7 protein-coding genes are annotated in these 15,276 nt (G+C 37.1%); all 7 read left to right on the plus strand.

The genetic code is table 11. The features are described 5' to 3' along the window. Nucleotides 1–353 precede the first annotated feature (353 nt). Nucleotides 354–2,771: an S-layer homology domain-containing protein gene (locus NAG76_07565; GenBank protein ID URN96076.1), complete on the plus strand. Its 2,418-nt coding sequence runs from the start codon at nt 354–356 to the stop codon at nt 2,769–2,771. A gap of 115 nt (nt 2,772–2,886) precedes the next feature. Beyond that, entirely contained in the window at nt 2,887–5,346 is a 2,460-nt protein-coding gene (locus NAG76_07570) for a hypothetical protein (GenBank protein ID URN96077.1), read from the plus strand. Nucleotides 5,347–5,419: 73 nt separating this feature from the next. Further along, a complete protein-coding gene (locus NAG76_07575) occupies nt 5,420–5,893 on the plus strand; it encodes a hypothetical protein (GenBank protein URN96078.1) in 474 nt (157 codons plus the stop codon). A 189-nt stretch (nt 5,894–6,082) separates the two neighbouring features. Next, a complete protein-coding gene (locus tag NAG76_07580) occupies nt 6,083–6,343 on the plus strand; it encodes an alpha/beta-type small acid-soluble spore protein (GenBank protein URN96079.1) in 261 nt (86 codons plus the stop codon). 169 nt (nt 6,344–6,512) lie between these two features. After that, nucleotides 6,513–7,715, plus strand: a complete 1,203-nt coding sequence (metK, locus tag NAG76_07585) for a methionine adenosyltransferase (protein URN96080.1) — start codon at nt 6,513–6,515, stop codon at nt 7,713–7,715. A 251-nt stretch (nt 7,716–7,966) separates the two neighbouring features. Further along, nucleotides 7,967–12,397 (plus strand): Ig-like domain-containing protein, encoded by a 4,431-nt coding sequence (locus NAG76_07590; GenBank protein URN96081.1) that lies wholly within the window; start codon nt 7,967–7,969, stop codon nt 12,395–12,397. Between the two features lie 165 nt (nt 12,398–12,562). After that, a complete protein-coding gene (locus tag NAG76_07595) occupies nt 12,563–15,250 on the plus strand; it encodes a stalk domain-containing protein (protein ID URN96082.1) in 2,688 nt (895 codons plus the stop codon). Nucleotides 15,251–15,276 lie beyond the last annotated feature (26 nt).

A 15,276-nucleotide genomic window follows, 5' to 3' on the forward strand; every position in this document is an offset into this window, starting at 1 on the left:
ACAAGCTATACTAGTAAATAGAATATTGGAATAATAATTTCCATATTTTGATTCCCATCAGTTATTGAAAAAATATATATATTGCGCAACTTTTTATAAGTTGATACGTCTATATATATGTAAAGATGAGATGGGAAGATGAAGTTGAGCCATTTCGGAAATATTTGGAATGAAATTCGAAGTTCCTCTTTACGGTACGGGTACAACAATGTATAATGTTATAGTGATACATATAATCTACTAGTACTCTCTCATTCGTTTACAAGTTTCTACAACATGTTACTTATTAAGTCGTGTTAGTAGACATTATTTTATAATTACGTGCTCTACTCTAGGAAGGGGGTGAATTGGCTATGAGTAAAACGAGCCATTTATTATCAAAACAAAACTCTCAACAACCGAAGCAATTTAGAGGAGGAGAAAAAAAGGTTATGAAAAAAAGTTTATCCCTATTAGTTGCGATTGCCATGGTATTCTCCATGTTCGCAACAGTTGTATCTGCAGCTGAAAAAACTGCAGGTCAAAAATTAGAAGATTTAGGTATTATTAAAGGTACTTCCGACGGTCTTGCTGAAAAAGAAGACTGGAAACGTCAAGACGTAACTGTTCTAATCGCGCGTCTACTTGGTAAAGAAGATGTAGCAAAAGCTACTGCAAACACTCACGGTTTCACAGATGTAGATTCTAAATTCTACAACGGTTTTATCTCTTGGGCGAAAGCTGAAGGATATTTCACTGGTGAAACTGCTACTAAATTTGGTGTAGGTAACTCTATCACTAACCAACAATTCGCAGCAGTACTACTTCGCGTTCTAGGCGTTGAAGTTGATTACGCTGCAGCTTTTGAAAAAGCTGTTGAATTGAAACTAGTATCTGCTGATCTAGTTAAAACTGATAACGCTGTTCGTGGCGATATCTACGAATCACTTTTAACTGCTCTTGATTACAAAATCGATGGCAAAAAACTAGGTACTATTCTTGGTCTTAAAGGCTATGAAGTTACTGACCTAGAAGTTCTTTCTGCAAAAGGTACTAACCAAAAAACAGTTAAAGTTGAGTTCAACAATGATCTTGGCGCTGTAACTGCTAACAATTTCTCTGTAAAACGTGCTGATAACGATTCAGTACAAGTAATTCAAAACGTAACTGTAAGTGGCGTTGTAGCAACAATTACACTAGTTGACGCTTTGACTGTTGACAAAGACTATGTTGTAACTGCAACTAACGTTTCTGACAAAGAAGCTACTTCAGTTCTTTCTTCTGGAACTGCTGAATTCAAATACGTAAAAGCTGTTCCAGCTTCTATCGGATTTGAAGCAACTACTGTAGAACAAAATGCAGAAGTTAAAGTTGTAATTAAAGACGCTGAAGGTAACGACATCTCAGCTAACTACACTTATGCTGATATCGATGCTGTAGCTTCATCTTCTGTAGTTAATATCGTTAACGGTAAAATTACAGCAGCTGCAGTTGGCGTTGATGGCGCTCATACTGTAGTATCTGCAAAACTTAAAAACACTGAGCTTACAACTGGTAACGTAATTATCTACGTTAAACAATCTTTGAACACTGCTTCTTCAATCGGTAAAGTAACTTTAGGTACTACTACTGATCCTGAACTTTCAATCTTCAAAGGCACTCCAGGTACTCTAGTAGCTGAGATTGTTGATGCTAAAAACGTATCTACTATCTTGAATTCAGTAACTCATAAAGCTAACTTCAGATCTCTTAACCCAACTGTACTAGTTGTTGATGCAACTACTGGTATTGTTCAACCAGTTGCTAACGGTTCTGCAACTGTAGTAATCACTGGTACAATCGGTGACAAAACAGTTTCTAAATCTGTAGTAGTTACAGTTAAAGATGATGCTAAAATTGCTTCAGTTTCAGCTGAAAAATCAGTTGTTAACTTGGTAAAAGGTTCTAACCTTCAAGGTGAAGTTAAATTGAATGTTAAGGATCAATATGGTAACAACATTAGAACTGCAGGTACTCTAGAAATCACTTCTTCTACTAGTGGTGTTGTAGCAGTAGGTACATCTGTTCCTTACAACGCTGAGGGTGTAGCTACATTGCCATTGTTGGCACCTGCTGCAAATGCTGATAAAGGTACTACTGTTCTAACGTTCAAAGTAACTGGAACAAACCTTACTACTGCTGTAACTGTAAATGTTGTTGATAAAGGAACATTTGTTGGTTATGCAGTTGAACTAAGCAATACTACTCTTGATGCAAACACTAATACAACTGATGCAAACAAAAAGAATCCTACTACAGCAACTGTTAAAGTTTATGAAAAAGATTCTAACGGTAACAACATCGCTGCAATCACTACTGGTGTAGTAATTGAAAAAGATTCTTCTGATGCAATCACTACTAACGCTACTGATGCTGTAACTGGTGTAAAAGCAGGATCTTCTGTAATCACTGTTAAAGTTAACAATGTAGTTATTGGTACTTACACAATTACTGTTCTTGATACAAAACCAACTAACATTAATAAAGTTGCACAAAACGTAAATGCAATTACTGTTGATAAAAACGCAAATATTTCTGAAAAACTATTCGGAAATGCAGCTGGTAATGGCGGTGCATTTACTGCAACAAACCAATTTGGTGCTGTTACTCCAATCACTGGTGCTGTTGTTTACTCAGCAAATGGCTCTATTGTTAATGGTACTACACTAACTGCTGGTACTACAGCAGGTACTACACTTCTTACAGTTGTGATTGCTGGTCAAGTATTCACAATCAACGTTGTTGTTCAATAATCGATTATTCGATTAAACTAAACTGCTAAGTCTCCGGACTTAGCAGTTTTTTTATTTTAAATGCAACTTTTTCCTATGTTACCGCGTTTAACATAATAGAAGAGGAGGGGTATCGTTGTTAAGGAACAATAGTCTATATAACAAAATGATTATTATTGCGTTATCCTTATGTTTACTGCTACCAAGTTCATTTCTAGGTGGACAAGAAGTTGCTCAAGCGGCTACAGCTGTAAACTTAAGTTCAGGAGTTACTGTATCATTATATGATGCTCAGATTGTTAAGGATGAATCAGGTAAGCTTGTAGCTTATACATTGATTATTCAGAATAATTCTAGTAAAAGTGTTCAACTTATTGATTATTGGGCAAAGATCAAAGGTAGCAATAACAAAGCCTATATTACAAAGCTAATTACTGAAGATAAGGCGAAAAAAGTTGTTATTCCAAATTCATCTACTTATTTAACATATTATGCATATGTTGATGATAAGGAACAACTTACTGATCTAAAAATTGATATTATTAGATGGGACTTTGGTGTTAACAACTACGAAAGTGTTGTTGGACAGATCAAGTCCGCTGATAATGGTGTTACTACATACAAAAAAGCTGAAGAGCTTATTGTAAATAAATCATCTTTGAACATGTTAGTATCTTCATACAAAATGTACTCTGATGAAAAATACAGCTATCTTAATGTAGATTTAAGTATGCGTAATAAGAGTAATACAACTGTTGATATGAAAGCAGTTAGTTATTATTTATCAGATGGCAAAGGAACATTGATTCCATTAGTTTCATCTGTTGCCGATCTAACATTAAAGCCACAGGAACGTAAAACAATTCTTCTATCTACAACCGTAGCTAAAAATTTTGCAAAAGAAAATGCTTCGATTGTCGTTATGTATAAGGATGAAGAAGGTGGATTGAGTCTTCCACGTATTACGTTTGGTCTTCCAGTATTAAAGGATACGGTAGCTAGTAAAGCAAATACAGCCACATCATACCAGGTTGATGGTAGTGAAATAGCTGTAACGGTGAAAGACAGTACACTAAACTACAGTTCTACTAATACAAAGCTTAAAACGAAGATTACACTTGAAAACAAAAGTTCATCTAAACTTAGTATTCCCGGTTTTGAGTATTTTATAAAGACTGAAAAAGGATATTTATATCCGTTATTACCAGCTGAAGGAACAGATACTAATCTGTTGCCTAAAATTAAGAGAGATATAGAACTAGAGGGTGAAATGCCTTCTGACATCGACTTAAAGAAAAGTCAGTTTGTACTATTTCTACGTGAGAAAGATAGTACCAATAGTTATTTCCTAGGTAATTTCAAGATTAGTATTGGAAGCGGTAGCGTTGAGACGAAGCCAGCTTCTAATAGCGTTACTTATCAAGGAAACTTTGTAGAACAAGTATCGCTGCAACGTATACCAAACGGAGTTAAAGATTTGCTTATTGCGGAGTTCAAAGTAACAAACAAAGGAACAAAAGCACAAGCAATGCTTAAAGTTAACGGACAATTTGAAATTGATGGGGTAAAATTAGCGCCAGAGGCTACAAAGGTTATTAATCTAGATGGTCTACTTGCGATTGCTCCTAATCAAAGCTATCGTATCATAACGTATACTGAAATTCCTTATATACAAAGTGCGAACAATATTGTCTTCAATATGAATGAGCAAGCAACGGAAGGCGTTAAAAAAATTCATCAATTCAAAGTGTCCGCTATGACGAAAGCTAAGCTTCTTGGAAGCAATGAAAGCTATAAAATTGATACACTTGGTAGTCGTGGAGAAGTAACGGTTATCGACTCTCAGATTTATAGTGGCAAACAAACAGATATGTTCTTTGCACAGCTTCAATACGAGAACAAAGAGCAACGTTCAGCGATGCCTTCTAAATTAAAAGGATATATCGAAAATAGTAATCAAGATATAATTGACCTTAATGTGAAAAATTATGAATCTAAAATTCTTCCTAATGGAAAAGTTGTCTTAAGTGTGTGGGCAGTAATTCCAAAAAATTATGAAGATGCAAAGTTAAATCTGTATATTGGAGAATCAGTTGCTGGGGCGGCAGCCGAAGGAGCAGCTGAAGTAGCAAACGTTATTATTAATCCTGTGTATACACAACATATCTTTAAGGAAGCTCCGATTGCTACTGATTTCTCTAAACTTAGCTTTATGAATTATGATGTAGCACTATATTCTTTCTATGCACAACTAGATACTTCACAAGGGTTTATTCCAGATACAATTAAAGTTGGATTTAACTATGATATAGTAGCTCGTGAGAATGCTCCTGCATACAGCGATGCTCAAAGTATTGTCGTAGAGTATGTTGATCAAACTAATTCTCTAGCGAAATTCTCTCAAGTATTCCCAATTGGTGATGGAACAGAAGGTTCGCTTGTGGTAGCAACTCGTCAGAAGAAAGAATTCAGCTATACTAATTCAGCGTTACAAGCAATAAATCCAGGTACGTATCAGATCAATATCTATGCTCAATACCAAAATCACAAAAAACTAATTGCTACAAGTAGTTTCCTATTTGGAAATGTACAGTAGAAATCTAGCATTTCCTCTCTTAATCTAGTATCTTAATAGTAGAGTATTTGCGAGAGAGGAGTGAAATTACAAGATGAGTAAGTTGAAATGGTTAGGTGCATCTGCTATTCTTGCCGTCGGTATTATTAGCGGTTCACTAATTGGTAATGCATTATCTGTCGGTACTAGTTCGGTAACACCCGGAACGGTAAGTGATCCAGTGGTTACAAAGAGTTATGTAGACGAACAGATGGCTAAGCTATCTGGTGGCGGCTCTACAGGCGGTACTACCACAGCAACGTTAGAGGTTGTTACCGTTCCTGCAGATCGCATATTGATGGTTAAAGCAGGCAGTGAAATCGTTATTCGTTCTGGTAAAGCTATTGCTTACAGCTCTGATAGTAACGGGATATCTGATGTAACGGATGGTGTGGACATTAAGAATGGTGTAGCTGTACCAACGAATCATGAGATATGGTTCCCACGCGATGGACGAGGTGTTCAAGCGGCAGCAGGCACAACAGGTTCACTTATAGTATTGGTTAAAGGTTCTTACTACTTGCAATAATATAATATCATTATTCGAAAATCCTCATCTTACTTAACGTAAGATGAGGATTTTTTAGTGCGTCCAGCATGTAAGATTTATAAGGTAAAAGAAAAATAAGGAACAGTTAGAAATGTTTCATCAGTGTAGCTATTGAGTATTCACGACATAATATGAAGGAAATTATTCTTATTAAATGGAGGGTTTACAATGGCAAAGCGTAGTTGTGTCGTTCCAGAATGTAAAGCGGCTTTGAATGCAATGAAGTATGAGATAGCAGCAGAATTAGGTGTAGCAGGTACTACAAGCAGTGATTATTACTCCGAATTTGCAGATGAACTAGGTGGAGCTTCGCCAAGTGCCGGTACGATCAACTGGTCTACAATGTCGACAAGAAACGTCGGATATATTGGTGGTTCAATTACTAAGCGTCTCATTCAGCAAGCTGAGCAAGTGCTCGGACAACGCTAGTGTAGGCTTATAGGCATTTACTTGCATTGACACAAACACTAAACTTCTGTATTATTTTATGTTAGAAGTGTTGTATTACAACCTTTTCCTTCGGGGAAAGGTTCATTTTTTGTTGTGTATATGCTGCGGTTTTATATATTTATGTTCAGTACATGGGAGGTTGATACGGATGTCGGTAAAAGGACGCCATTTATTCACATCAGAATCAGTAACAGAAGGCCATCCAGATAAGATCTGTGACCAAATCTCTGATGCGGTTCTAGATGCATTTCTGGAAGCTGATCCTAATGCGCGTGTTGCATGTGAAGTTTCAGTTGCTACAGGGTTAGTACTTGTAATAGGGGAAATTAGTAGTACAGCAGATTTTATTGATATTTCATCTATAGCTCGTCGTACGATTAAAGAAATTGGTTATACTCGTGCGAAATATGGCTTCGACTCTGCGACAAGTGCAGTATTAGTTTCTCTTAATGAGCAGTCTGCTGATATCGCACAAGGGGTTAATGCTGCTCTTGAATCTCGTGATGGTAAAGACATTAAACAAGAAAATGAAGACATTGGTGCTGGTGACCAAGGTCTAATGTTTGGTTTTGCAACGAACGAAACTCCTGAGCTGATGCCGCTACCTATCGCATTATCACACCGTATCGCTCGTCGATTGGCCGAAGTGCGTAAAAATGGTACGTTAGAATATCTACGTCCAGATGGTAAAACTCAAGTTACAATCGAGTATGAAGATGGCAAACCGTTGCGTGTAGATACCATCGTTGTTTCGACGCAACATGCTGAAGAAGTAACGCTTGAGCAAATACAAGCTGATATTATGGAACAAGTTATTAAACCAGTTGTTGCTCCAGAATGGCTTGATGAGCAAACAAAATACTTCATTAACCCAACAGGCCGTTTCGTAATCGGTGGACCGCAAGGTGATGCTGGTCTTACAGGTCGTAAGATTATCGTTGACACATACGGCGGTTACGCTCGTCATGGCGGTGGTGCATTCTCTGGTAAGGATCCTACGAAAGTAGACCGTTCAGCAGCATATGCAGCACGTTATGTAGCGAAGAACATCGTTGCAGCAGGTCTTGCTGATAAATGCGAAATTCAATTAGCTTATGCAATTGGTGTTGCTCAACCAGTATCAATCAACGTTGATACTTATGGTACGGGTAAAGTTGCAGAAGAAAAACTAGTTGAAGTTATTCGCAAAAACTTTGATCTACGTCCAGCGGGTATTATAAAAATGCTTGATCTTCGTCGCCCAATCTACTCTCAAACAGCTGCTTATGGTCACTTTGGCCGTACAGATGTTGATCTTCCTTGGGAACGCATTGACAAAGCAGATCTATTGCGCACAGATGCACTTGCATAATCGTTATTATTAGCAATGATAACGGCCTCTAAACAATATATTTAATGCTTGAAAAGCCTCGTTAGAAACTTTTCAAATATTTACTAATAAAGAAACTTTTAAACCATAATTTACGTCTATATAGATGTAAATTATGGTTTTTTTGTTTAGGTAAATAGAATCAAATAAGCTTTCTTATGAAGATTCTCTTCATTTTTGTCCCATGAAAGCCGACAAATACTATACGAATGTATTATTGAGGAGTGAATGAAATGCAGGCGAGAAAAAAACTTGCAATGTTAGTAGCAATCACGTTAGTATTACAATTATTTTTGCCTATATGGAGCGATTCTTATTCAGTTAAAGCAGCTGTATCAGGACCGCAAATCGTAAGTTTGAGTCCAGCTAATGGTACAAGTAATGTACCAGTGAACTCCATATTTAAAGTGACATTTGATGAAAGTATTAAGAAGAATGATCTATCAAAAAATATCGCTATTTACAAATACTCTTCAAACTCATTGGTTGAGAAATATGCTATGAGTGATTATAGAGTAACCGTATCTAATAATGTACTGACTCTAGATGCGAGAGGTCTTACATTAGCGCTTGATACTGATTACTATATTTTAATTGAGGCTGGTGCTGTAGCCAATGAATCAAACAGTGCATTAAGTAATGGTATTAATGAGGCTTCAACATGGAATTTTCGCACGATTAAAACATTTGAAACAATTCCACCACAAATAACCTCAGTTACAAATGGGTTATGTGCAATAGGTTATAATTGTCCTTTAGTGCAGATTACATCGCCATTGCAGTTTATATTTAATGAAACGGTGTATGTAGCAACTGGCAACATCACATTACGAAGCAATACAGATAATCGTGATATTCCATTGACCTCTAGTGAGGTAACAGGGAGTGGATCTAGTGCTATTACGATTATCCCGACAATGCCACTAACTCCGTCAACTACTTATACAGTTACAGTATCACCAAGTAATATTGTAGATGCATCAGGTAACTACTATGCAGGTGGTTCATGGACATTTACAACTGCAGCTAGTCCATTGCAGTTAATATCAAAAACGCCAGCAGCTGGTGCTTCCAGTGTTAATGTTACTGGCGGTCTTAGTCTTGTCTTGGAATTCGACAAAAACGTTCAAGGTAATACAGATATCAACAGTAATAAAATGATTAGAGTTCGTAAAGTAAGTAATAATCAGACCGTATTTGAAACTAGAGCAAGTCAAAATGTCCAGTATTCAGGTTCTAAAGTAACAATTAATACTGGATATGCGCTCGAGAGTAACACAAGTTATTATGTAACGATTGATGCAGGAGTGTTTACCCAATCAGGTAATTCCTCCGCGATTTTTTATGGGATTCACAATGCTACCGACTGGGTATTTACAACAGGCTCTAGTGTAGATACATCGCCGCCGTACATTGTTACAACATCTCCATTATACGGAAGTGTAACTGTAGGTGCGAATGACAAGATTATACTGACATTTAATGAAAATGTATTTCCTAAGAGTGGATCAATTGAAATTCGTGAATATAACTCTAATGCATTATATCGTTCAATTTCAGTAACATCTGACCGTGTAACTGGTGGTGGTAGTCAGATCATTACGATAGATCCACATAGCCAAAGAGGGTCTGAGGCTGCGAAAAACTTCTCGATAGCAACGAGATATTATGTGAAATTTAATAACTCAGCTTTTGCAGATGCGGCTGGTAATCAAGCAATTAATACTCCGAGTTCTAATGCTTACAATTTCCAAGTATCCGCAAGTGCATCAGCACCACAGCTTGTGACAATTTCACCTAATAACCAATCTACAACGGTTGCTACGACTACAAAGTTCAAAGCAACGTTTGATAAGTCGATTCTAATTGATACAGTGAACTATAATGTAGACTTTATACCTGTATCTAGCAATGGGACGACAGTTCCAGCAAAAGTTGAGAAAGATCCTAATGATGCAAAAGGAATTATTATTACTCCTAGAAATGGATATAGTTTATCTGCGGATACGGATTATTATATTAATATTTCTGATAGATCAATTATGGACGTAAACGGTAACTACTTTGTTGGAATATTGAATCAATACCAATGGAGTTTCAAAACATTAGGTGGAGATACTGTTCCACCAGCAATTACAAAAAGTGAAGTGAGTGGTAATATTGTTCGCCTCGTATACAACGAGCTTCTTGATGAGACACTATCTCCATCAGCGGCGAGCTTCTATGTAACTGTGGGTGGTACAGCAAGAAATATTAGTAGTGTTTCTATTGAAGGTAATGTGGTATCTGTTAAATTAGTTAGTAATGTGAATTCTAACCAAAAAGTTACAATTTCCTATACTAAACCATCAAATGGTCAAATCAGAGACTTAACAGGTAATCAAGCTCCTAGTTTCGCTAACCAAGCAGTTACGAACGGCTTCACAGATAATAATGTATCGATTTTAAGTAGTAATTATTCAGGATCTTCGATCAATATGACATTTAGCGAATCGTTAAATACGGTTAGTAACCTTGCCTATACACAGTTTAATGTAACGGTGAACGGTACCATTTATACTATTAGCAGTGTAGTTAGCTCAGGTAATAGTCTGTTTATTAGTATGAACCAAGTATTACCTGCGAATGCAACAGTAGTCGTAAACTATACTTCAGGGTTATATCCTATATCGGGAGTATCAACGGATAAGGTTGCCTCATTCAATCATACAGTAGGTACGACAAGCAATGGATCCGGAGGAACAGGATCAGTGGCTGGAGCACCTACATTACAATCGATTACATTAACCAGTAATAATTTATATTTACAATATAATGAAGCGATAAGAAGTTCGTCCAAACCAGGTGCTTTTCAATATACAGTACTAGTAAATGGTCGAATCGTGAACGTTACATCAGTAACACTGAATACTAATATGGTTGTACTTACTCTTGCATCAGTCCCTACGGCTACGGATGTAATAACTGTATCGTATTTTGGAACATCGTCTACACTTCTAGATAATGATTACAATGCGGCAGCATCATTTACTAATAGGGCTGTTGGTGCTGGTAATTCTAATGGTTCAGGATCAGCGGTTACGATACAAGGGGCAGTGTTAAAGGGTAATACATTAACGCTTAACTTCTCAGGCAACTTAGATCCGAATTCCGTTCCTACTGCGGATAGTTTCTTAGTACGATTGTCTGATAATAGTCGTTTAATTACTAGCATTTCAATTAATGGTGCACAACTAGTCATGAAATTATCAACAGTTGCGAAAGTTGGAGAAATTGCCACAGTCTCTTACTTCAATCAAGCGAACACGCTCAAAAGTGCTAGCGGTATTACCGTAAATGGTTTTACTAATATGTCTGTAGCGAATCAAACCACTGTACTAGACGCGCTGTCTGATGATTATGCTTCAGCTACAAATGGTATTTTGTTAAAGACAACTGCAAGTTCTACGAGCAGTGATATATCTCCAGGTGGTAAATCAGTCACTAAATATACAGTGAATACTGAAAAGTTAATTACAGCAGTTACAACACTTGCTAATTCTAATATGACAACTGCCAATATCGTATTCGACGTTCCAACTACAGAGAAAGCTGCAATTGTTGCGTATTCTATTGCAGCATTAGAGGCGGCAAAACAGAAGGGGAACTATACACTGGTTGTTAATCACGGAGATCTAAGTTATTCAATTCCGTTAAGCTCAATTGATTTAAATAAAGCAGCTTTCCAATCAGGTGGTAACTCTATCTCTAATTATTTACGTATTGCATTCGAAGAAGGCAGTACGTCCGCTACATCATCGCTTGAGACAGCTATTAATCGTAGCGGAGCTACGATCGTAGAAGGTCCATTCGTCTATGAGTTAAAAGTTGTTAATGGGTCTACATCTGAGAATGCAGTAATTACAGGAAATATTACAAGCACAGCGAAATCTTCAGATAGTATCACCAATAGCAATACAACAGCTGTATTCTATGATGAAGGTATTGCTGCTATCTCTGCAGTACCGACAACATTTAAGTCAAATAATGGAGTTACAACAATTACGTTCAAACGTCCAGGTAATAGTGCATATGCAATTGTGAAAAGTAATAAGACATTTAGTGATACAAAGTCACATTGGGCTCATAATGAAATTACAATTATGGCACGTAAATTTATTGTAGAAGGTCACTCTGCTTCAAACTTTAATCCAAAGTCAAACATTACACGTGGTGAATTTGCTACGTATATTGTTAAGGGACTTGGATTAAGTGCAAATAAGGCTGCTGCTAAGCAATTTAACGATGTCAACAGTGATTCGGTTATGGGTGGATATATTGGCGCTGCAGTAGCATCAGGCATTGTATCTGGTGTATCAAGCAGTTCATTCGCTCCAAATAGTTATATTACTAGGCAAGATATGGCGTTAATGATGGTTCGTGCAGCTAGCTACGCAGGACTATCAACGACATTATCAAGCTCTGCAGATTCAATATTGAACGGTTATAGTGATAAGTCACAATTAAGCTCATATGCGAAGACTGGTGTCGCTACGGCGATTAACCTAGGCATTATAAGTGGAACAACAACGACGAAGCTATCTCCTAAGCAAAATGCAACTCGTGCAGAAGGAACGCTAATGATCATGCGTCTCTTGAAAAAGACGGATTCACTTCAATATTAGTTAAAGATGAAAGACCACTACTTTGCTAGATACAAAGTAGTGGTCTTTTTCTGCTAAATCTACTTTACTCTCTCAATCTGAAAAAACTTACCAGTAAATGAAACTTTCTATTATCTCTTGTAGTCTAATATAATAGACAGATGGAATAGGAGAGTAGATTACAAGATGCGTAGATACACAATTAAACAATTATTTACTAAGAAAAAAGCTATTATGATTATGTTAACGGGTGCATTAGTAATAACGCCAATACAGCAAATTTTACCGTTTGGAAGCAATCATTATATGAATATCGCAGATGCTGCAACTAATTCTAATAGTTTAGTAGCAAAAGGTGAAAGTATTATTTCATCAGGCGTTGTACGGAAAGAATACACGTTCAAGACAACTAGAAGTTATAAAGCGGTATCAACGGACGTTCATGTGATGGAAATTGATCTTAGTAACCCATATATTTCATTGCAGGCACTTAGCGGAACGGATGGACAAGTAGGTAAACGAACAAATGTAATGAATATGTCCAAAAATACTGGAGCAATTGCTGCCATTAATGGTGACGTATTTGTTATGAAGAATGAAGGTACGTCACTAGGTTCTCAAATCGTAAAAGGTTCTCTAGTTGTGAGCCCTTCATTATTAAAGGGGATGTATGCATTTGGCGTGACCAAAGACAAGAAGCCTACCATTGATATGTACACATTTGAAGGGAATGTTACATCAAGCAGTGGACAAAGTTTCACTTTATCAGGAATTAATCAGTCTACATATTCATCTGATGTTACAGGTGAAGCGTATAGTCATTCCAATAAGTTATACATCTATACTAGTGCGTGGGGTGGAGCAGAGCGTCCTATTAATTCTGGTACAACTCCAACGGAAGTATTAGTAGTCGATAATATCGTTAAGGAAATTGTCGAAAATGGTAGCATTAAGACAACAGTTCCGAGCAATGGTTATGTTCTACGTGGACATAGGGATGCAGCACAATTTTTAGTGAAAAATATGACAGTAGGATCAACAGTTAATGCTAACTATAATTTAGTTTCACAGACAACGAAGCAAAAGGTTGATCCTTCTAATTTTGATATGATGGTAAGTGGGCATACTTTGCTCGTTGAAAATGGAAAAGCATCTAGCTTCTCACGCGATATTACTGGTGTAAGTGGTAGTTCATATACTTCTCGTACAGCGATTGGTTACTCTGCAGATGGGAAAAAAGTATATATGGTCACTGCTGAAAAATCAGGTTCTAATTCTGGGTTGAGCTTGAAAGAGTTACAAACAGTGCTTGTATCACTAGGCGCGCATAAAGCTGTTAATTTAGATGGCGGCGGATCTACTACAATGGTAGAACGTAAGTTAGGTTACACTAGTCTATCACTCGCGCATGCAACGCAAGAAAGTTCATTGCGTAGTGTAGCTAATGGTATTGGTGTATTTACAAGTGCACCTAAAGGTTCGTTGAACGGCCTTGTCATCTCAGGCGGTAATTCAATGTTAATTGGCCAGTCTATTAATCTTAGTGCACTAGGATATGACAATTATTATAATCCAATTAGTGCGGATGTAAGTTGGTCCAGCCTTAATAACAAAGGAAGCTTCTCTGGTAATACCTTTACTGCAAATTCCGCTGGAACGGTATCCGTTAAAGCAACTTCAGGTGGCGTTTCTGCATTGAAAGAGCTACAAGTTGTAGGCGGCGATCAAATTAAATCATTAGTAGCTTCTGGTGGAGTAGGAACATTATCTGCAGGGGCAACATTACCTGTGACGCTTAAGGCTACACTGAAAAATGGTGAGACGCATCAAGTTGATGGAAACTATTTGAAGTGGGAGTTTGTCGGATTTAGTGGTACATTTAAAGATGGTAGTATTACTGTAAAATCAGTAAATGCGAATGCGAAGACAGGTTATGCCATTGCTTCTTATGATGGTTTTACAACAATGATTCCATTTAGTAATGAACAATCAGTTAGCACTGTTGAGAATTTCAATGCAGTTGGCTATTCCATTACGAGTCAAGTGCTACCTGCAGATGTAACAAAAGGTAGTGCAAAGCTGGTAGCAGGTTCTACATCTGATAGTGCCGACAAAGCATTGCAAATTAGTTATGACTTTTCTGCGGGCACGGGAACAAAAGCTTCATATGCAAAACTTGGGGAAGCGGGTAGAACACTGTCCTCTAATTTGACAGCATTATCATTCGATGTGAATGGTGATGGAAGTAATAATTGGCTTCGTGCGGAGCTTATCGATGGCAATGGTCAATTGCATTATGTTGATATCGCGAAAAGTGTAAATTGGACAGGCTGGAAAAACATAAAAGTTAATGTAGATACAAGTGCAATGAAGGGTTCTGTTAAATTAAGAAGAATATATATGATAACGCTAGATTCATCGAAAGCTGGACTGGCTACTTCTGGTCAAGTTGCAATAGATAACATTATGCAGTATGCAAAAACTACAAATTCGTCACAAAATACGAACTCTGTTGTGAAATTGTTTATTGGTAAAAAACAAGCAACGGTTAACGGTAAATCTACGCTACTTGATGTAGCACCAGTTTTGAAAGGTGATTACACTTATTTGCCATTAAGATTTGTTACAGAACAATTGGGTGCAACGTTGCAATATGATAATAAAACAAAGGTAGTAAAGGTATTTAATGGTTCTACAATGCTTCAGATGACATTAGGTAAGAAAGAGTATGTGCTAAATGGAGTTCGGTATGAATCTGACGTAGCGCCGTTTGAAACGAATGGACGCACATTAATTCCAGTAAGATTATTCTCTGAGAAGCTAGGCTATAAAGTAACTTATAATCACACAGAGCGTAGCGTAACTATTCAGTAAAAGTATGGATGTTAGCGCAATTATGA

It is taken from the genome of Candidatus Pristimantibacillus lignocellulolyticus (assembly GCA_023639215.1).
In the GTDB taxonomy this organism is placed as follows: Bacteria; Bacillota; Bacilli; order Paenibacillales; family Paenibacillaceae; genus Pristimantibacillus; species Pristimantibacillus lignocellulolyticus.